Below are 19,709 nucleotides of genomic sequence, written 5' to 3'. Positions count from 1 at the left end.
TCGACTTCTGATCATTCATGATCTTGCCTCCTAACTGGCACGGATCCGTTACCCGTTTCCGCCGCGTGTCATCATCATTTCGTGGACGGCGTCCATGCCGCGATCCGCCATCGCGCTCACTTCGGCCGCATGGATATGCATGGCTTTGGCTATTTCCGGATCGTCAGATGTTTGCACCACTACGATCCCTTCAGAGGTCACTTCGATATCCGAGGTGATCTTGTCGCCATGTTGAAAAAATATGTCGAGGGTCGGGCTCTGAATGATGATCATCGGATCATCCTTGCGACTCACCCGATCGATCATCTCGGCAACATGGGAGACCAGAGCATCCATGACATCCGGGTCGGAAGATCTTGTGACAGTGCGAATACCGTTGGGAAGGTTTTCAACCTCGCGTGTGATCGTATCGAAATTGCGGAACATCACAGCCAGCTCGGCGCTTTCCTCGGGCGTCGCGTTCTCGCCCCTCAGCCCCGGCATGTTGACCTCGTCGTGGCCTTGCCCGTCTGCACCATGACGATGCTCTGCCCGTTCACCGGTCATTCCCTGGCGATGCCCGTGCCCGGACATCAGAAAGATGTAACTGCCAGCCGCGCCGACCAAAGCAGCAACAAGCAACGCAATGGCGATGCCGCCGAACGTCCGGGCGGGATTGCGGTCATTCATCTTTGTCTCCTCCGTTTCTGCCAACCCTCATCCGGCCTTCGCGTGAGACCTGCAATCACCATGGCGGTATGAAAAGTTGAGGAGTAAATATAACTTTGAAACCCCGACTTCAGTGACAAAGTCACGAAACCGGAAAATTTCCCGAAATGGTCAGGTGCTTTGAGCCAACTGTTCCAAAGCCGCCTTGTTGGTTATCGCAATGCGCCCCCGCGATTGTGTAATCATCTCGCGTTTTTGAAAGTCCTGCAAAATCCGCGATACGACTTCACGCGCGGTGCCCAGTTCGCTGGCGAGTTGCTGATGCGTTGCCTGAATGTCTTCCCGACCCCCGGACAGAACCAGAAGGCGTTCAGCAAGGCGAATATCCAAGTGCCCGAATGCCACGTCATCGACTACCCGCAACAGATCAATCAGCCGGCGCGAATAGGCCTCGAACACAAACTCACGAAATGCGTCTTCTTCCGAGACCAGACGGTCAAAGGCATGTTTCGGCAAGGTCACCGCCGTTACGTCGGTTTCGGCAATACCTTCAGCGTTATATGCTTCTTCTGCCAGCATGCAGGCCGTCGTCAGCACACAGCTTTCCCCCGCCTCGACCCGATAGAGCACGATCTCGCGGCCCGAATCCGAACTTTGAGAAACGCGGATCCGTCCGTCATACAAGAACAACAGGCTGTCGGGGACGTTGTCAGGGCCGAATACCTGAGCGCCTTTTGGGCACCGCACAATACGGGCCGCCGTACGTAACCTTTCACGCACAGCCTTCGGAAGGCGGCTTGTCCCGTGAAATCGCTCAGTCCAGTCCAAAATTGTCATCTTGCGTTGCGCATGGGTGCCACAATGCCCTCCTCAATCGGCGCGATACGGTTCAACGGTGCTGTCAGACGAATTCGAACCAGTCTCAGTTTGCCGCGGAAACCGCGAACCTATCCGGAACAAAGTTGACGCCACTCGGCGAGAGCAGCGGTGCGGGTCAGCTTGAAGGTGTCTCGACTGGCTAGCGATCTTTCCTGGTTGAAGTGATTGTAGACAGAGGAATGGACGGAGGCGAATTTCTGCAAACTTCGCATTCGCCTGAAACGCTGCATCGCGCGTTCGCGTCGTCGAAACGGCAGGTGCGAATTCTCGACGCGGTTGTTGAGCCACCTTCCCGTCTGTTGTTTTTCGAGCGCGCCCATTTCTCTGAGCGCAGCCATGTAGGAAGCGAAGCGATCTGTGACGATCTCTTCGGCGCAACCATGTCGCTTCATCAATTTCTTGAGGAATTTCAGCGCTGCAGCTTTGTTTCGGCGTTTGGTAACAACGGCTTCCAGCACCTCGCCTTCATGATCCACAGCCCGCCAAAGATAATGCCGCTTGCCATTCACCTTCACGAAAACCTCGTCAACGTGCCACTTCGATTTTGAAAAGGCTCTGAGTTGCTGAACACGCTTTCTTCGGATCTCTGATGCAAACATAGGGCCAAACCTGTTCCACCAATATCGGACAGTTTCGTGGCTCACGTCGATGCCTCGCTCGTGTAACAGATCTTCGACATTTCGAAGCGAGAGCGGAAAACGGATATACAGCATCACCGCAAGGCGGATTATCTCGGGGCTGGTTTTGAAGTATTTGAATGAGGCAGGTCTGGTCATGGGAAAAAGCTATGCAACCGCCCTGCCCGCCTCAAGCCAAATTCTTCTGACAAAACCATCGAAAGAGTTGTCCTCAAATGGCAGGTCGGTAGCATCCGCGCATTTATAGCTGAGCCAGTCGCGCTCATTTCTTCGACCGGCGCGGTCAACCATTTGCTGTGAGATATCGACGCCGACCACTTTCCCTTGGGGGCCAGCTTGATCGGCGATGGCGGCAGCAAGAAATCCTGGCCCACTTCCAATATCAAGAACGGTTTCTCCGTCTTGGACGGCAATTCTTTGAATAGTGTCGCTTCGTTGCGCAACGACATCTGGCCCAAGATAGACTGCCTCTAGACGTTCTGCTGCCGCGTCGTCATATTCCATCCCCATTGAGCAATTCCTCCCTCACTGGAACAAAGGCTAGCACCAATTCTTGATTTGAAAAAACATTGCATTGAAGCCGCGGCTTATGTGAGATCCGTCGGACATTTGCGCGAGGTGCAGCATCTGGTACTTTGGGCTCTCTCTCCGATTTCGCCGCCTACATCCTGAACATCGGCTCATTGACATCCAACGGTAGCGCACCGTCCGAACCACTGCAAAATCAGGGGCTTCGCGAGATTGGCAAATGGCCGGTCTCAATCAGCCTGCCGCAATGGCATTGCCGCATGGGCACAAGGCCGTTCAGAGCCCAAAACGTCGGATGCTGCCTGGCGATCGAACTTCCGCTTAGCGATTTCACGGCAACATGGAAATTGGTTCCATCGTGTATCTCCGCCGATCCCGGATACGATAATCCTGAACTTTCGGCCAGTAAGTCCGCCACAAAAGGGATGTGACCCCCACCTGCAACAACCATTGGCTAAATGGTTTCCTATTCTAATTGCGTCCCGAAATGTGCATGGATAGGGTCATGTCTTTCACGCTGAAACAGATCAGGTATTTCGCTGCGGCTGCCGAGATGGGCTCGATCAGCGCCGCGTCGCATTCGCTGTCGATCTCGCAGAGCGCGGTGACTGAGGCGATCAAGGATCTTGAGGCGATCTTGGGCGTGAAACTGTTCGAGCGCCACCCCCGCGGCCTACACATCACGCCGGAGGGGCGGCAGTTTCAGCGCAGCGTCACCGCGATCCTGGCGGAGGTTGCGAATGCGACCCGCGTGCTGGCCGAGGGTTCAAAGCGCGTTGGCGGGCAGTTGAATCTTGGCGTGACCTCTCTGACCGCCGGCTATGTGCTGTCCGAGATGCTGTCGAAATTCCGTCGCCTTCACCCAGAAGTTGAGGTGACCGCCATCGAGGATACCGGGGAATATCTGGAGCATCTTCTGGTCGGTGGGGAGCTAGATGTCGCAGTTATGGTGACAACCAACCTGCGCAATGTTCACGCGCTTCAATCCGAGATTTTCGAGGTGTCGCCCTTTCGCCTGTGGCTTCCCATTGATCACCCGCTGGCCAAACAGCATAGCATCGCGCTGCCGGATGTGTCGGACGAACCCCTGATCGTACTTGATGTCGACGAGATGGAGCAGGAGGCGGTCAAGCTACTCTCGGCCTTTGGCAAGCGGCCAAAGCTTGCCTTTCGCACCCGAAGCGTCGAGGCAGTTCGCTCGCTTGTAGCAACTGGGGCGGGCGTCGCGATTCTGCCCGATCTAGTCTATCGCCCCTGGTCTCTGGAGGGCGATCGGATCGTCAGCCGGGATGTATCCGGGGCGCTTCCGGTGGTTCAGGTCGGGCTGGTCTGGCGCAAGGGCGCGGGGATGTCCGAATCCACGCAGGAATTTATCACGATGATGCAAACACTAACCGCGTCCGGGGTCCGGTGATGGCATTGCATATCGGAAAAGCCGATGCCAAACCATCTGATTTTTGAATTTGCGATATCGGGCCGTCGGGCTCATCCTCTCAAAAAACATATCGAACTTTGGGAGGAGTGATATGAAACGCTATCTGAAACCCTGCACGATGCTGACCTTTGCGGTCGGCATCGCAGCTCAGCCGGTCTATGCCGAGATGATGACCTCGCTCGGCGCGGGCGAAGGCCAAGTCAGCATCGTCGCCTGGCCCGGTTATATTGAACGTGGCGAAACGATGGAGGCCTTCGATTGGGTGACCGGCTTTGAGGCCGCCACGGGCTGTATCGTCAATGTCAAAACCGCGAACACCTCGGACGAGATGGTCGCGCTGATGAACGAAGGCGGGTTTGACCTTGTCACTGCGTCGGGCGACGCGTCGCTGCGCATGATCGCCGGTCGCCGGGTGCAGGAAATCAACCCGGCGCTGATCCCGTCCTGGGGCACTCTGGACCCGCGTCTGGAAAGCGCCCCCTGGCATACCGTCGACGGCAAGCATTACGGCACGCCCTACATGTGGGGCCCGAACGTGCTGATGTATAACACCGACGCCTTTGGCGGCAGCGCGCCGACCTCATGGAGTGTGGTCTTTGAAGAGCAGACCCTTCCGGACGGGCAGAGCAACTCGGGCCGCGTGCAGGCCTATGACGGCCCGATCCACATCGCCGACGCCGCGCTCTACCTGATGCACCATCAGCCCGAGTTGGGCATTGCCTCGCCCTATGAACTGAACGAAGAACAATATGCTGTGGCTCTGGATCTGCTGCGTGGTCAGCGCAAGCTGGTCGGCCGCTACTGGCACGACGCGTTCATCCAGATCGACGACTTCAAGAACGAGGGCATGGCGGCCTCGGGCTCGTGGCCGTTCCAGGTGAACCTGCTGCAAGGCGATGGCGCTTCAATTGCCTCGGTCATTCCGGTCGAGGGGGCCACGGGCTGGGCCGACACCACCATGATGCACGCCGATGCCGAGCATCCGAATTGTGCCTATATGTGGATGGAACACACGCTGAGCTCGAACCTGATGAGCGACCTGTCGGTCTGGTTCGGTGCCAACCCTGCTGTGCCCGCCGCCTGTACCGATGGCCGCGGCATGCAGAATGCCGAGGGTTGCACCAAGAACGGCTTTGACGATTTCGAGCGTATCGCGTTTTGGCAGACCCCGGTCAGTAAATGTGAAAGCCAAGGCGAATGTGTGCCCTACTATCGTTGGGTCTCGGATTATATCGGCGTCATTGGCGGCCGTTGATCTGACCTGAAACCTCTGCCGTCCCGGTCCTGCGGGGCGGCAGACTGCTAACCTTGAGAGACACCATGACTACTGCCGTCCGATTCCGCGGCGTTTCCCGCCATTTCGGAAATGTGAAAGCTGTTGACCGCGTAGACCTTGAGGTTGCGCCCGGTGAGTTCTTTGCCATGCTTGGCCCGTCGGGCTCGGGCAAGACGACCTGCCTGCGGCTGATCGCCGGGTTCGAACAGCCGACCTCTGGCGAGATCGAGATTTTTGGAGCGGAATCCTCGCGCGTGCCGCCCTATCGCCGCCCTGTGAACACCGTCTTTCAGGACTATGCGCTGTTTCCCCATCTCAGCGTGACCGATAACGTCGCCTACGGGTTGATGATCAAGGGGCTGGGCAAAGCCGAGCGCCGCCGCGCCGCCGAAGAGGCGCTGGAGCTTGTCGCACTGCCGGGTTATGGCGGCCGCAAGCCCTCGGACCTGTCCGGCGGACAGCGTCAGCGTGTCGCGCTGGCCCGTGCGCTGGTCAACAACCCCAAGGTTCTGCTGCTGGACGAGCCGCTGGGCGCGCTGGACCTCAAGCTGCGCGAGGCCATGCAGGAAGAGCTGAAAAGCCTTCAACGGCAGCTGGGCATCACCTTTGTCTTTGTCACCCATGATCAGAGCGAAGCCTTGTCGATGGCCGATCGGGTTGCCGTTTTCGATCAGGGCAAGATCCAGCAAATCGGCTCGCCCGAGGATATCTATGACCGCCCCGACACGCCGTTCGTGGCGGATTTCGTGGGCTCTTCCAACGTGCTCCACCCAGAGCTGGTCCGCAAACTGACCGGCAAATCGGCCCATGCCAGCCTGCGCCCCGAGGCGATCCGCCTGACCAGTGAAGGCCCGGCGGCCACGGTGCAGTCCTGCGCCTTTCTGGGCTCGGCGACCCGTGTTTCGCTGGACTGGGATGGCGAACAGGTCGCCGTCCTTCTGCCCAAGGGCGCAGAGATTCCAGCGCCGGGACAGACTGTTCACCTTTCCTGGGAGGCTGATGCCCTCTACCTGATGGAGGGAGCCAATGGCTGACACACGCCCAAACGGCGCGTTCGGACACCTGTCGGACCTGCTCTGGCGCAGGCCGCGGGTTCTGCTTCTGCTGTTGATCGGCCCGCCGGCCTTGTGGCTTGGCGTGATCTATCTGGGGTCGCTCTTTGCGCTGCTTGCGCAGAGCTTCTTCTCGATTGACGAGTTCTCGGGCCTGATCAAATACGAATTCACCCTGCGCACTTATGGCGAGCTGTTCCGCCCGTCCAATCTGGATATCATCCTGCGCACGGTAGTGATGGCGACTAGCGTGACCATCGCGGCCGCGGTGATCGGCTTTCCGGTGGCCTATTACGCCGCGCGTTTTGCACGCGGGCGCTGGAAGGCGCTGTTTTATCTTGGCGTGATGCTGCCGCTTTGGTCCAGCTATCTGGTCAAGGTCTATAGCTGGAAATTGATCCTTGCGAAGGAGGGCATCCTTAGCTGGGTCTTTGAAAAACTGCACCTGACCTGGCTGCTCGAGGCCTATCTTGCGATCCCGGTGCTGGGCGGTAACTCGCTTTCGGTCAGCTGGACCGGCACCTTCCTTGTGTTCCTCTATGTGTGGATCCCTTTCATGATCCTGCCAATTCAGGCTGCGCTCGAGCGCGTGCCCGCCTCGATGCTAGAGGCCAGCGGTGATCTTGGCGCGCGGCCAGGACAGACCTTTCGCCACGTGCTGCTGCCACTGGCGCTGCCGGGCGTCATTGCGGGCTCGATCTTTACCTTCTCGCTGACGCTGGGTGACTACATCATCCCGCAGATCGTTGGCACCTCGGCGCGGATGATCGGTCAGGCAGTCTATCAGTTCCAGGGCACAGCCGGGAATATTCCGCTTGCCGCCGCCTTCGCCATCGTTCCGATCCTGATCATGGGCGTCTATCTCTTTATCGCGCAACGAAAGGGGGCTTTCGATGCAATCTAATCGCGCGTCCTTCTGGCTGAAACTCGCGGCAGCGGCGGGGCTGGCCTTTATGCACCTGCCAATCCTGCTGATATTCGTCTATGCTTTCACCACCGAGGACAAATCCTATCAATGGCCGCCCCCCGGCCTTACGCTGAAGTGGTTCGCAGTCACCTGGGAACGCCCGGACGTCTGGGAGGCATTGTCCCTGTCGGTGCGGGTTGCCAGCATCTCGACCGTGATCGCGCTTCTGTTGGGCACGCTCTGCGCGGCGGCCGTGGCACGTGCCAAGTTCTTTGGTCGCGAGACGATCTCGTTGCTTGTGATCCTTCCGATCGCGCTGCCGGGCATCATCACCGGCATCTCGCTGCGGGCGGCCTTTAATCTGGGGGACATCCCGTTCAGCTTCTGGACCATCGTCCTGGGCCACGCGACCTTCTGCATCGTGGTCGTCTATAACAACGCGGTGGCGCGGTTCCGGCGGACCTCGGGTAGTCTGGTCGAGGCCTCAATGGATCTAGGCGCGACTGCCTTTCAGACCTTCCGCTATGTCATCCTGCCCAATATCGCCACGGCGCTTTTGGCGGGCGGCATGCTGGCCTTCGCCCTCAGCTTTGACGAGGTGATCGTGACCACCTTTACCGCCGGTCAACAGCAGACGCTTCCAATCTGGATGTTGGAAGAGCTGGTGCGGCCCCGTCAGCGCCCCGTGACGAATGTCGTTGCCATGGTTGTGGTGCTGCTGACCTTTCTGCCGATCCTCGGCGCATATTATCTGACCCGCGGCACGGAAAGCGTGGCCGGGCAAGGCAAATAAAGTAGAAAGGACTCCCTGATGGAAACCAACATGCTGATTGGCAATTCCTTCGAAGCAGGCACGGATCAGGAAGAAATGGTCCTGAACCCCCGCACGGGCGAGGTGATTGTCCAGATCCCCGAGGCCGACCCGGCGCAGATTGACCGCGCCGTCGCGGCGGCGCGTGCGGCCTTCACCGGCTGGGCATTGACCACCCCCGGCGAGCGCGCGGGCTATCTGCTGCAGATCGCGGATGCGGTCGAGGCCAATCTAGAGATGCTCGCCCAGCTTGAGGCATTGAACTGCGGCAAGCCGATCGACGGCGTGCGCAATGACGAGATTCCGGCGGTCGCGGATTGTTTCCGCTTCTTCGCGGGCGCAGTTCGCAACATGCATGGGCCAATTGCCGGGAATTACCTGCCGCGCCATACCAGCATGATCCGCCGCGACGCCGTCGGGGTCGTCGCCTCGATCGCGCCGTGGAACTATCCGATCATGATGATGGCTTGGAAACTGGCACCGGCCCTCGCAGGTGGTAACACCGTTGTCATGAAACCGTCCGAGCAGACGCCCCTGACCGCACTGGCTTTCGCCAAGATCCTAGCCGATATCCTGCCCGAAGGTGTGGTAAACGTGATCGCCGGCAAGGGCGGCTCGGTCGGGAACACGCTGATCAACCATGACGGGGTCGATATGGTCTCGATCACTGGGGATGTGGCGACCGGCAAGAAGGTACTTCAGGCCGCCTCGCGTACCGTCAAGCGCACCCATCTGGAGTTGGGCGGCAAGGCTCCGGTCATCGTCTATGACGATGCCGATCTATCGGCAGTGGTCGAAGGGCTCAAAGCCTTTGGCTATTACAACGCGGGGCAGGACTGCACCGCAGCTTGCCGGATCTATGCGGGCGCCGGGATCTATGAAAATCTTGTGGCCGAGCTGTCTGCCGCAGCGGCCAGCATCGTCTATAACAAAGCCGATGACAGCCTGAACGAGATTCCGCCGCTGATTTCGCCGCGCCAACGCGATCGGGTCGCCAGCTTTGTCCAGCGCGCCGCTGACCTCTCGCATGTCGAGATCGCCACAGGAGGCGCAACGGTGGACGGGCCGGGCTTCTACTACAAACCCACAGTCGTCGCGGGCGCCCGCCAGGAAGACGAAATCGTCCAGCGCGAAGTGTTCGGCCCCGTGGTCTCGGTCACCCGGTTCACCGAGGGCGACCCGGTCGTCGATTGGGCCAATGACAGCCAATACGGCCTGGCCTCGTCGGTCTGGACCGGAAATATCGGCCGAGCGATGGATGTCGCCGCGAAGCTTCAATACGGCTGCACTTGGGTGAACACACATTTCATGCTGACAACGGAAATGCCGCATGGCGGGCTCAAGCAATCGGGCTATGGCAAGGATATGTCGATGTATGCGCTCGAGGATTACACCGCGGTCAGGCACATCATGGTGGCGCATTGATTGCGTGGTGCTGTCAGACGAATTCAAACCAGTCTCAGTTTGCCGCGGAAACTGCGAACCTATCCGGAACAAAGTTGACGCCACTCGGCAAGAGCGGCGGTGCGTGTCAGCTTGAAGGTGTCCCGGCTGGTGAGCGATCGTTCCTGGTTGAAGTGATTGTAGACGGAGGAATGGACGGAGGCGAATTTCTGTAAACTTCGCATACGCCTGAAACGCTGCATCGCGTGTTCGCGTCGTCGGAACGGCAGGTGCGAATTCTCGACGCGGTTGTTGAGACACCTGCCCGTCTTTTGTTTTTCGGTAGCGCCTAGCTCTCTGAGCACGGCTCTGTATGAGGCGAAGCGATCCGTGAACACGTTTTCCGTTTTTCCGTGTCGCTTCATCAATTTCCTGAGGAATTTCAGTGCTGCAGCTTTGTTCCGGCGTTTGGTGACAACGGCTTCCAGCACTTCGCCTTCGTGATCAACGGCCCGCCAGAGGTAGTGCCTCTTGCCATTCACCCTCACGAAAACCTCGTCCACGTGCCACTTCCATTTGGAGAACACGCGCAATTGCTGAACACGCTTCCGTCTGATCTCAGCAGCAAAAATCGGGCTAAACCTGTTCCACCAATACCAGACAGTTTCGTGACTCACGTCGATGCCTCGCTCGTGCAACAAATCTTCGACATTCCGAAGCGAGAGCGGGAAACGAATGTACAGCATCACTGCAAGGCGGATGATCTCGGGGCTGGTTTTGAAGTACTTGAAAGAGGCAGGTCTGGTCATGGACAAAAGCTACGCAACACCCCTACCCCGCTCAACCCAAGTTCTTCTGACAAGACCCGAGTGGGACCCAGATTGGAGAGGTCAGAACTGCTGCTGAATTTATAGCTAGATTTTTACCTATGTGCTTTTCTCGTGGCTCATCGGCCGGTTTCGTGCTTTCGCCTGATGCAATCAGCTGTTCGCGCATGGCATTGTCAGAGGAAACCGGCTTGAGCCGGGCAGGGTGGATTTGTAGCGTTCAGGCATGACCAAACCTGATCCATTTCGCTACTTTAAAACGAGCCGTGAGATAATCCGCCTTGCAGTGATGCTTTACGTGCGGTTTCCATTATCGCTCCGCAATGTGGAAGATCTGCTGCATGAGCGCAGCATCGATGTGAGCCATGAAGCTGTGAGATTTTGGTGGCATCGGTTCGGTCCGATGTTCGCGTCCGAGATCAGAAAACGGCGGATTGCAGGCATGAATTCCAGCAAGTGGCGCTGGCATCTGGATGAGGTTTTCGTGAAAATCAACGGCGAGCGGCATTATCTATGGCAGGCTGTCGATCATGAGGGCGAAGTCCTGGAAAGCTTCGTTACAAAGACACGCGACAAGAAAGCCGCATTGAAATTCTTAAAGAAAGCAATGCGTAAGCACGGCAGTCCTGACGTGGTCGTGACGGACGGGCTGGCATCGTATGGCGCGGCTTTGAAGGAGATTGGCGCTGCAGGCAGACAGGAAACCGGTCGCTGATTGAACAACAGGGCCGAGAATTCACATCTGCCGTTCCGACGACGAGAGCGGGCGATGCTGCGTTTCAGGCGTATGCGAAGTTTGCAGAAGTTCGCCGCCGTCCACGCTTCAGTCTACAATCACTTTAATCAGGAACGCAGCCTTTCAACGAGACCAAATTTCAAGCTCAACCGCGCCGCCGCTCTGGCTGAGTGGCGTGGTCTTGGCGCGAGTTAATGGACAGTGTCACTGTCCTTGTAGAGACCAGTTCGAATTAGTCTGCCAGCACCCTCAGCACGACTCAAACCAATTTCTAAAGGCAGGACCAGCGTATTAGTCGATCTCCCTCAATAGCCACTCCGCCCGTTTGACGCTCTCGTGCGCTGTTCCGAGTTTTCGAACCAGCCTGGCTTTCCTATCAGAATTCTTCTCCATATGAATTTCGGCCTCAAGATCTGCTGCCTTCTTACGCAGCTTCTTGAGTACCTTTTGAACATGGCTGGATTTAATTTTCTCCGCTTTGCCTGCCTCAAGACGTGAGTTGTACTCGGCCAATTTTTCGGCAAGTTTTTTCAATGCCATCTGATACCCCCCGCAGATCGTCGCGCAATTTCAGCATGCTATTTGCTTTCTACGACTTTACTGTGACGTTTTTCGAATTCGTCTTCCTTAGAGAGCGCATCGGTTTCAGTCTTATACTCACCGAGTTCTTCTTCTTCCAAAGCCAACAAACGTTCGACTTCGGCCATAGCGCTGTCTCGTTCGATGTAAAAGGTTCTCGCTGCTTCGATCAGCTTACGCATCGCGCTATAGGCATAGTCCGAGTCGTTGAGAAATGAAGTTGCGGCATCGGGAGTGAGTTGGTTTTTTCGAATGAGCTGTTCTACACGGCGCGCAGCGGTCCGGGCATCTTCTTCTACTTGTGCACGTTCCTGATCAAGCCAGAGCGCACTACGCTCATCCGGTTCTGCGTCTTCAAGTTCTTTAATTTCGACGAGTATTCTGGCAATTTCAGTACGGAGGTCATCATACAGTTCGGTTGCACTCCCGGAAAACCGTACAGTGTGACGCAAGATATTCTTTCGCAGGTGTTTGACCGACTTAACCGCTTGAACGATGTCACCGGCGATATCCCTCAGTGCATAAACACGTTCCGCAACGTCTGGTTCGACACGTTTTTCCCCGACGCGCGTCGAGAATTCGACAATGGCAGAATAGAGCGTCTTGATCTTGCGCCGGTAGCTTTCCTCGATATCCATGTCGGTAGGTGTTCGACTGCTGCGAACCACCTCTGCAACGCTGTTCGCGCCAAGTACATCCTTCTTATGCAGATTCAGGCCATGCAAGATCAACGTCATCGCGTTTTCGTAGAGATGCATGACTTCCTTTCGAAGTGCGATCTCAAGAGTTTGTGGGAAATCATCGGCTGCATTGTTCAGGTACCGCGGTTGACTGACATCGGGGGTTGGTTCGACGATACTGCGTTCAAGAAAGGAGATCAGCCAACGCATCAATGGTAACATGAGCAAGACGCCGAGCACGTTAAAGATGGTATGGAACACCGCCAACTTCAGAGCATAATCTTCCGCACCGATGCCCACGGTACCACTGATCAGGTCAACCGTCTCACTCAGCGGGACTATGAAAACCAAAGCTACCGCCGCAGTCGTTGTATTGAAGATCAGGTGCGCCAATGCGAGTCGCTTGCCCTGAAAATTGGCGCTGATCGAGCCAATAATCGCCGTAATCGTGGTTCCAATATTAGCCCCGATAGCCAGAGCCAGCGCGTTTTCATAGCTTATTTGTGAAGCGGCAAGCGCGGTGAGAGTAAGCACCATCGTCGCGTGGCTCGACTGCATAATCACGGTTGCGGTAGTCCCCAACAAACAATAGACTACCAGCCCCCAAAATCCCGACAAAGCAAATCGCATTAGGTCGACCTGGTCCTTGAACGCGTCGAAACCCTCTTTCATGTAATGAATGCCTAAAAACAGAAAACCCAGTCCTCCAAGGGCGTAACCAATCCCACGGAGCACCTTCGGCTTCTGAAACACAAGAATTATGCTAAGGCCGATAATTGGCATGGCATAGGTTGCGATATTCACCTTTAATCCTAGCCCGGCGACCAACCACGCACCCGTCGTCGTTCCGATATTGGCCCCAAAGATTATCCCCACCCCACCGACCAGAGAAATAAGGTCAGCACTTAAAAATGAAATCGTGATGACCGAAACCAGTGAGCTGGACTGCAACAACGCAGTAGAGACGAAACCGAATAAGAGAGATCGCGAAACGGATTTTGTCGCTCGCTGAAGCATTCGCTCTAGTGTTCCGCCTCCAAGTAGCTTGAAGCCGTCTTCAAGCATAAGCATGCCAAACAAAAAGATAGCGATCCCAGCTGCAACCACCTGCGCGTCAGGACTTACCCAGAAGGCAATTAGTAGCGCGCCAATTGCGACGGGTAGGTAGTACTTGATCATTCAATCAGTCCAAAATTTTGGATCGCAAAAACACCGAATGGCGCGAATTTCGACCTACAGGAAGACCGCACGCTAACCTCGACCAAGTTCGTGCAGCGCCAAGATTCTCAGCAGATACTAAATCCCAAACCCGGGCGCCTTCTGACCTCGATGTTTCTACTACCGCAACGTACATGTCTCATTGATTCAAATCATGGCGTAGGAACTCTACTTGCCCAAATGTTTGAACTGACTTGCCAAATGAGACCGATGGACCAAACATGTAGAGAACTGAAAGAGTAGAAAAAGCCGTTCGCCTAAACCGCGAAGAACTGTTCCGGTTTGGTGCGGCTCTGCTCTTCATCGTCGGCATCATGCTGGTAGGGTGCTGGCAGACTAATTCGGGTGCTGTCAGACGAATTCGAACCAGTCTCAGTTTGCCGCGGAAACCGCGATCCTAACCGGAACAAAGTTGACGCCACTCGCTAAGAGCGGCGGCGCGGGTCAGCTTGAAGGTATCTCGACTGGCTAGCGATCTTACCTGGTTGAAGTGGTTGTAGACAGAGAATGGACGGAGGCGAATTTCTGTAGACTTCGCATGCGCCTGAAACGCTGCATCGCGCGTTCGCGTCGTCGAAACGGCAGGTGCGAATTCTCGACGCGGTTGTTGAGCCACCTGCCCGTCTTTTGTTTATCGAGCGCGCCCATTTCTCTGAGCGCTGGCTTGTAGGAAGCGAAGCGATCTGTGACGATCTCTTCGGCGCAACCGTGTCGCTTCATCAATTTCTTTAGGAATTTCAGTGCTGCAGCTTTGTTTCGGCGTTTGGTGACAACGGCTTCCAACACCTCACCTTCGTGATCAACAGCCCGCCAAAGATAATGCCGCTTGCTATTCACCTTCACGAAAACCTCGTCAACGTGCCACTTCCATTTGGAGAAAGCGCGCAGTTGCCGAACACGCTTCCGTCGGATCTCAGCTGCAAACATTGGACCAAACCTGTTCCACCAATATCGGACAGTTTCGTGGCTCACGTCGATGCCTCGCTCGTGCAACAGATCTTCGACGTTTCGAAGCGAGAGCGGGAAACGGATATACAGCATCACCGCAAGGCGGATGATCTCTGGGCTGGTTTTGAAGTACTTGAAAGAGGCAGGTCTGGTCATGGGAAAAAGCTACGCAACCGCCCTGCCCGCCTCAAGCCAAGTTTTTCTGACAAAACCGTTTTCACGCCATTCTGCTGTTTCATTGAAGGCTTTATGAAACGCAACGCCGCACCAATGCGTCTATCGTCTGTGTTATTGGGCCCTGATGCGTGAAATAGATGCCCGTGATGCATGGATGCCTGCCCTGCACGCGATTCGGCAGCAACTGCATCTTTTTCGTTCACATCGACTGCGATTTCCTGCCCGCGTGACAAAAGATTGTTTTCGCTGAAGGTGTCCACGTGAGGCACGATACGGCTTTTGTGGCTGCCGGGAACAAACTTCATACACCCGCTTTGCTCAGACGCTTCTGAAATCGCAACCCAATAGGTCAAGTCTTGGTGCCACGAGACTATCTTCGATGATCGCGCTTCTTTCACAAAAAGTGCACCGCTCCAAACCATGAGATCCGGCCCTAACACCGTTGAAGCAGCCTCAATCAGCTTCGGATGGCGAAGAAGTGCATCGAATGATGGTATCAGCCTGTCCGGATAAGAATATAGAAGCTTGAGTTTATCTGGGTCGTCTCTGAGAATGCGCTCAGCTTTCTCAAAATCATTGCGCAGCGCTTGGACCTCAGAAGCTGTCAGGATATCCAGCGGAGCTACGAAACCGTCTCTTTCATAAGTCTTTGCAATATCACTCATTCGTCTATCCATCGTCATTTTTTGGAAACGTTAACTGCACCTTCATTGATTGGCTTCGATCAGACGCGACCTCAAAGGCAGTGACAGCTTCGCCAACTTCGAAGGAATGCGTTACCAACTGGTCGACGTTAATTAGTCCGCTTCGCATCATCTCGACCGCGACTGAAAACTCGGAATGGAAACGGAAAGACCCGCGAAGCACTAACTCTTTTGCAGTCAACGCCTGCATCGGCACAGTCATATCTCCGCCCAGACCAAGCTGAACCAATGTTCCACCCGGGCGCAAGCATGCGACGCCAGAAGCCAGAGCCGATTGAGCCCCGGAACACTCCAGTTGCACATCAACCTGGCCCTTGTCGTTTTCAAACTGCTCCAGTTTTTGCGGATCGGCGTAGGTGTTGATGACATCGTCTGCCCCACATTCACGCGCCACAGCGAGGGGCTGGTCCGAGATATCCGTCGCCACTATTCTGGCCGCCCCAGAACGACGCGCCGCCAAGATCGTGAGGCAGCCGATTGGACCGCATCCCGTGATAAGAACCGTTTTACCTAAGAGGCTCCCGGCTTGTTTAATCGCGTGCAAACAGACCGCCAAAGGTTCGGCCATAGCGGCCTGCGCAGGACTTAACCCATCTGCTGGAACGCATTGACTGGCTTTCGCCACGAGTTTGCTTTGAAAAGCGCCTTGGATATGCGGGAACGGCATCGCGCTGCCATAGAACTTCATATCAAGACAGTGGTTTTGCTGCCCGTTCAGACAATAAATGCAGGATTGGCAAGGTCGGGATGGAGAAACTGCAACCAGTTGACCTAAATACAACCCCTGCACACTTGACCCAACTCTCACTATTTCCCCGGCGATTTCGTGTCCAAGCACCATCGGTTGACGCAACTTGATCGCGCCGAAACCACCGTGGTTATAATAATGCAGGTCAGAGCCGCATATCCCTCCCGCGCGCATGGCAATCAAGACTTCGTCTGGCCCCACGTCGTGAACATCCCGGTTTTCCAACCTCAGATCTTTTGCGGCATGGATAACAACAGCAACACTGGCCGAAGACATTGCACGGACTCCCTATACAGATTGCCAAAAGATACGGATAGTCGGTGCTGACAACCAAGGGATTTTTGCATGACGCTTGAAATGTTTAGCCTAGAGGGAACACGCGCGCTCGTAACAGGCTCTAGCCAAGGCATCGGATTTGCATTGGCTCGTGGTTTGGCTGCCGCCGGTGCGCAGGTCGTTTTGAACGGTCGCGATGCCACTAAACTAGCGGCAGCAGCATCCGAGCTGAGCGAAACAGGCGCCTCGGTACGCGAACTTTCGTTCGATGCAACCGATCATGAAGGTGTCCGATCTGCCGTCGACGACTTTGAAGCAAAGGTCGGCCCGATAGACATCCTGATAAACAACGCCGGAATGCAACACAGGACGGAGTTACAGGATTTCCCCGCTGATGCCTTCGAGCGCCTGCTACAGACAAATGTAGCGTCCGTCTTTCACGTCGGTCAGGCTGTGGCACGGCACATGATTGAAAGAAAGTCTGGTAAGATCATTAACATTGCGTCGGTTCAATCCGCATTAGCAAGACCGGGTATTGCGCCTTACACGGCGACAAAAGGCGCCGTGACCAATCTTACAAAAGGAATGGCAACTGATTGGGCTAAGTATGGTCTGAACTGCAATGCCATTGCGCCTGGATATTTCGATACACCTTTGAACGCCGCCTTGGTTGCCGACCCAGAGTTTAGCTCATGGCTTGAGAAACGTACCCCGGCCGGTCGCTGGGGAAATGTAGAAGAACTTGTAGGCGCCGCTATTTTCCTTGCGTCACCTGCATCCAGTTTCGTCAATGGTCATACTCTCTATGTCGATGGCGGAATAACGGCGTCACTTTGATTTGTGGCTTTCAATCGTCTGCTAAGTAAGACCGACTTAGATATCGTTCATAGCGCCGACGCCAAGGCAATCACCACAACCACCATTAATGAAGCGGCCACCGCAATATTGATCCTTTGATGCGATCTCTCGCTTAAATCAAGGCTACCCAGCTTTGCGCCAGCACCTAGCCAGATCATGTGCACTGGCACCCAAATCATATTGAATACTACGATTTTTATGACGACCTCCCAAACGGGCGCATCGGGCAAAAAGGCAAACCCTGAAAACAATGCTGTGCCGACCACGTAAGCCTTGGGATTAATGAACTGAAGTGTCAGACCGTTCGCAAAACCAAGCGGCGAAACCGCAGGGGAAAATCCGACCTTTGAGCCGGCGCTGGCAATACGCCAGGCGAGAAATACCAAATACCCGACAGATGCGAATAGCAACAAAGTTCTAAGCACCGGTACAGCCAAAGCAACCGCAGCGACTCCAGAGACAACTAACATCATGTTGATGAACCCGCCCAGCATCAGACCAGCCACAAAGGCGAGTCCAGCTCGAAAACCAAATGCTGATCCAATACCCGCGGTTGTTAGAACACCCGGGCCCGGCGTAATCAGCAGAAAGAAAACCGCGACAGCAAACTCAAACACTTTTCAGATTGGCCTATTACAGATCTCTGCATTCCGGCACAGCTATGATCACCGATCCGTCCTTATGGTGTTGCAGCAGATTGTCGACAGTCAGGTCACCCATTGCTGCACGCGTCTCAAAAGTCGCGCTACCAGCGTGAGGGAGCAGAACGACATTGGACAACTCGCGCAATGCTTTTGGAACGCGCGGTTCGTCCTCGAAGACATCAAGCCCTGCCCACCCGAGCTCACCGTTTTGCAATGCACTAATTAAGGCAGTTTCGTCGACAACCGAACCTCGACTAACGTTTATCAGAGTGCCGCCTGCCCCCAACGCGCGCAACACCTCAGCGTTGACCAGCCTATTGGTCGACGGGCCGCCGGGCGTGATGCATATGAGGACGTCCACATGCTCTGCCATTTCAACCAAATTGTCGAAATATCGGTACGGGACATCCTTTTGATTGCGGGTGTGATATGAGATTTCGGGTGCCCACGGCTCCAATTTATCAACAATCGCCTGACCAATACGACCAAGACCAAGAATGCCTATTTTTTGATTGTCCGCTGATCGCGTCAAAGGGGCATTACCTTCAACTTCCCACCGTCCGGACCGAACGTAATTATCGTCACGTATGAGCTCTCGATAACATGACAGCAACAGCAGAACGGCGGTGGTTGCGACTTCTTTGTTCAACACATTGGGCGTGTGAGTCACAACAATCCCGCGCTCAGCCGCAGCACTTGCGTCGACGGCGTCGTAACCGACTCCATAGACGCTGATCATCTTCAGATTACTGAGTGAAATCATTAGGTCATGCGGAACGCCATCATGCCCGTTCGTTACGATATGCGTAATACTTTCCGCGTTGAAATCGTCCAATTGATGAATATTGAACACTGAAGACAGGCGTTCTCTCATCCGTTCGGTGATCCCACCAATTTGCAACAAGTCAGCCATCCTGGCCAACCTTTTGCCGTTGAACACCAAGCCCATCGATACGAAGCTCCATGACGTCGCCCTTTTTCAGATAAACTGGTTCCGGTTTGATCCCCATTCCAACACCGGGCGGTGTTCCGGTTGAAATGACGTCACCGGGGTGCAGTGTAAAAAGTTGGCTTAGATGCTCAATGATCTCGGCAACGGAAAAGATCATCGTGGCAGTATTCCCGGTTTGCATGCGCTGACCGTTTACATCCAGAGACATACCAAGACTCTGAGGATCCGGCACCTCATCCCGGGTCACTAGCCACGGGCCGGTAGGGCCAAATGTGTCGCAGGATTTTCCTTTGGTCCATTGACCTGTCAGTTGCGTTTGAAAATGCCTTTCCGACACGTCGTTTACGATGCAATAGCCCGCAACATATTCGAGTGCGTCGGCCTTGGAGACGTATTTGGCCGTCTTACCAATGACGACCCCCAGTTCGCATTCCCAGTCGGTATGTGTAGACCCCCGCGGCATAACAACATCGTCATAGGCACCAATGACGGCTGAGTTCGCCTTGAAAAAGAGTATCGGATGCTCGGGAATATCTGCGCCGGTTTCTGCAGCATGGTCCGAGTAGTTCAGACCGATGCAAAGAAATTTTCCGATGTCACCGACACACGGCGCGATACGAGGGTCACCCTCTACAACTGGCAGGTTGTTCGGATTCAATGACCGCAGGTTATCAAGCGTTCCGTCATCCAATATATCCCCCGTGATATCATTGATATGAGCGGACAGATCCCGCAATTGACCCTCAGAGTCGACCAGGGCCGGCTTTTCCGAGCCCTTGGCTCCGTAACGCACAAGTTTCATTTC

General features: G+C 55.4%; 19 protein-coding genes and 2 pseudogenes. 8 read left to right on the top strand and 13 right to left on the bottom strand.

The genetic code is table 11. The features are described from left to right. Positions 1–48: 48 nt before the first annotated feature. The 4 genes from ACR0ID_RS04345 to ACR0ID_RS04330 all read right to left on the bottom strand — a co-directional run bounded on the left by ACR0ID_RS04345 (position 49) and on the right by ACR0ID_RS04330 (position 2,675). Positions 49–669: a hypothetical protein gene (locus tag ACR0ID_RS04345; RefSeq protein ID WP_480604018.1), complete on the bottom strand. Its 621-nt coding sequence runs from the start codon at positions 667–669 to the stop codon at positions 49–51. Positions 670–819: 150 nt separating this feature from the next. Further along, positions 820–1,485: a Crp/Fnr family transcriptional regulator gene (locus ACR0ID_RS04340; RefSeq protein WP_480604016.1), complete on the bottom strand. Its 666-nt coding sequence runs from the start codon at positions 1,483–1,485 to the stop codon at positions 820–822. Positions 1,486–1,595: 110 nt separating this feature from the next. Continuing rightward, positions 1,596–2,303, bottom strand: a complete 708-nt coding sequence (locus ACR0ID_RS04335) for an IS6 family transposase (protein WP_480604014.1) — start codon at positions 2,301–2,303, stop codon at positions 1,596–1,598. Positions 2,304–2,312: 9 nt separating this feature from the next. Then, positions 2,313–2,675, bottom strand: a complete 363-nt coding sequence (locus ACR0ID_RS04330) for a methyltransferase domain-containing protein (protein WP_480604012.1) — start codon at positions 2,673–2,675, stop codon at positions 2,313–2,315. A gap of 523 nt (positions 2,676–3,198) precedes the next feature. Here ACR0ID_RS04330 and ACR0ID_RS04325 point away from each other — a divergent pair. The 6 genes from ACR0ID_RS04325 (at position 3,199) to ACR0ID_RS04300 (ending at position 9,599) form a co-directional block, all read left to right on the top strand. After that, positions 3,199–4,107, top strand: coding sequence for a LysR family transcriptional regulator (locus tag ACR0ID_RS04325; protein WP_480604010.1), 909 nt, complete (start codon positions 3,199–3,201; stop codon positions 4,105–4,107). 112 nt (positions 4,108–4,219) lie between these two features. Next, positions 4,220–5,383, top strand: coding sequence for an ABC transporter substrate-binding protein (locus tag ACR0ID_RS04320; protein WP_480604008.1), 1,164 nt, complete (start codon positions 4,220–4,222; stop codon positions 5,381–5,383). A gap of 65 nt (positions 5,384–5,448) precedes the next feature. Beyond that, positions 5,449–6,438, top strand: coding sequence for an ABC transporter ATP-binding protein (locus ACR0ID_RS04315; protein WP_480604006.1), 990 nt, complete (start codon positions 5,449–5,451; stop codon positions 6,436–6,438). Then, positions 6,431–7,360, top strand: coding sequence for an ABC transporter permease (locus tag ACR0ID_RS04310; protein ID WP_480604004.1), 930 nt, complete (start codon positions 6,431–6,433; stop codon positions 7,358–7,360). The genes ACR0ID_RS04315 and ACR0ID_RS04310 overlap by 8 nt, the downstream gene beginning before the upstream one ends. Next, on the top strand, positions 7,350–8,156 hold the full coding sequence (locus tag ACR0ID_RS04305; RefSeq protein ID WP_480604002.1) for an ABC transporter permease: 807 nt from the start codon (positions 7,350–7,352) through the stop codon (positions 8,154–8,156). Before ACR0ID_RS04310 ends, ACR0ID_RS04305 begins: the two co-directional genes overlap by 11 nt. 18 nt (positions 8,157–8,174) lie before the next feature. After that, complete coding sequence (locus ACR0ID_RS04300; RefSeq protein ID WP_480604000.1) at positions 8,175–9,599, top strand: gamma-aminobutyraldehyde dehydrogenase; 1,425 nt, start codon at positions 8,175–8,177, stop codon at positions 9,597–9,599. Positions 9,600–9,658: 59 nt separating this feature from the next. Here ACR0ID_RS04300 and ACR0ID_RS04295 read toward each other — a convergent pair whose 3' ends face one another. Beyond that, positions 9,659–10,366: an IS6 family transposase gene (locus ACR0ID_RS04295; RefSeq protein ID WP_480603998.1), complete on the bottom strand. Its 708-nt coding sequence runs from the start codon at positions 10,364–10,366 to the stop codon at positions 9,659–9,661. 244 nt (positions 10,367–10,610) lie between these two features. Between ACR0ID_RS04295 and ACR0ID_RS04290 the strand changes: the two are divergent. Further along, positions 10,611–11,315 (top strand): annotated as a pseudogene (locus ACR0ID_RS04290) (IS6 family transposase). 96 nt (positions 11,316–11,411) lie between these two features. On the opposite strand, the gene ACR0ID_RS04285 reads toward ACR0ID_RS04290, so the two are convergent. The 5 genes and pseudogenes from ACR0ID_RS04285 to ACR0ID_RS04265 form a co-directional block, all read right to left on the bottom strand. Then, complete coding sequence (locus ACR0ID_RS04285) at positions 11,412–11,660, bottom strand: hypothetical protein (protein ID WP_480603996.1); 249 nt, start codon at positions 11,658–11,660, stop codon at positions 11,412–11,414. A 38-nt stretch (positions 11,661–11,698) separates the two neighbouring features. Further along, a complete protein-coding gene (locus ACR0ID_RS04280) occupies positions 11,699–13,558 on the bottom strand; it encodes a Na/Pi cotransporter family protein (protein ID WP_480603994.1) in 1,860 nt (619 codons plus the stop codon). 436 nt (positions 13,559–13,994) lie between these two features. Beyond that, positions 13,995–14,701: pseudogene (locus tag ACR0ID_RS04275) on the bottom strand (IS6 family transposase). Beyond that, entirely contained in the window at positions 14,698–15,387 is a 690-nt protein-coding gene (locus ACR0ID_RS04270) for a phytanoyl-CoA dioxygenase family protein (RefSeq protein ID WP_480603992.1), read from the bottom strand. Before ACR0ID_RS04270 ends, ACR0ID_RS04275 begins: the two are co-directional and overlap by 4 nt. Positions 15,388–15,391: 4 nt before the next feature. Beyond that, a complete protein-coding gene (locus tag ACR0ID_RS04265) occupies positions 15,392–16,450 on the bottom strand; it encodes an L-idonate 5-dehydrogenase (RefSeq protein ID WP_480603991.1) in 1,059 nt (352 codons plus the stop codon). Between the two features lie 69 nt (positions 16,451–16,519). Between ACR0ID_RS04265 and ACR0ID_RS04260 the strand changes: the two genes are divergently transcribed. Next, on the top strand, positions 16,520–17,287 hold the full coding sequence (locus ACR0ID_RS04260; RefSeq protein WP_480603989.1) for an SDR family oxidoreductase: 768 nt from the start codon (positions 16,520–16,522) through the stop codon (positions 17,285–17,287). 47 nt (positions 17,288–17,334) lie between these two features. On the opposite strand, the gene ACR0ID_RS04255 is transcribed toward ACR0ID_RS04260, so the two are convergent. From ACR0ID_RS04255 to ACR0ID_RS04245, 3 genes are read right to left on the bottom strand one after another with little or no spacing between them, the layout of a single operon-like run. Then, positions 17,335–17,925 carry a LysE family translocator gene (locus ACR0ID_RS04255; RefSeq protein WP_480603987.1) on the bottom strand — a complete coding sequence of 197 codons (591 nt, stop codon included), beginning with the start codon at positions 17,923–17,925 and terminating at the stop codon, positions 17,335–17,337. A gap of 16 nt (positions 17,926–17,941) precedes the next feature. Further along, a complete protein-coding gene (locus ACR0ID_RS04250; RefSeq protein ID WP_480603985.1) occupies positions 17,942–18,865 on the bottom strand; it encodes a 2-hydroxyacid dehydrogenase in 924 nt (307 codons plus the stop codon). Next, positions 18,858–19,706, bottom strand: a complete 849-nt coding sequence (locus ACR0ID_RS04245) for a fumarylacetoacetate hydrolase family protein (protein ID WP_480603983.1) — start codon at positions 19,704–19,706, stop codon at positions 18,858–18,860. Before ACR0ID_RS04245 ends, ACR0ID_RS04250 begins: the two co-directional genes overlap by 8 nt. Positions 19,707–19,709 lie beyond the last annotated feature (3 nt).

Source organism: Ruegeria sp. AL2 (genome assembly GCF_056540845.1).
This window is presented reverse-complemented; position numbering and strand designations above follow the sequence as displayed.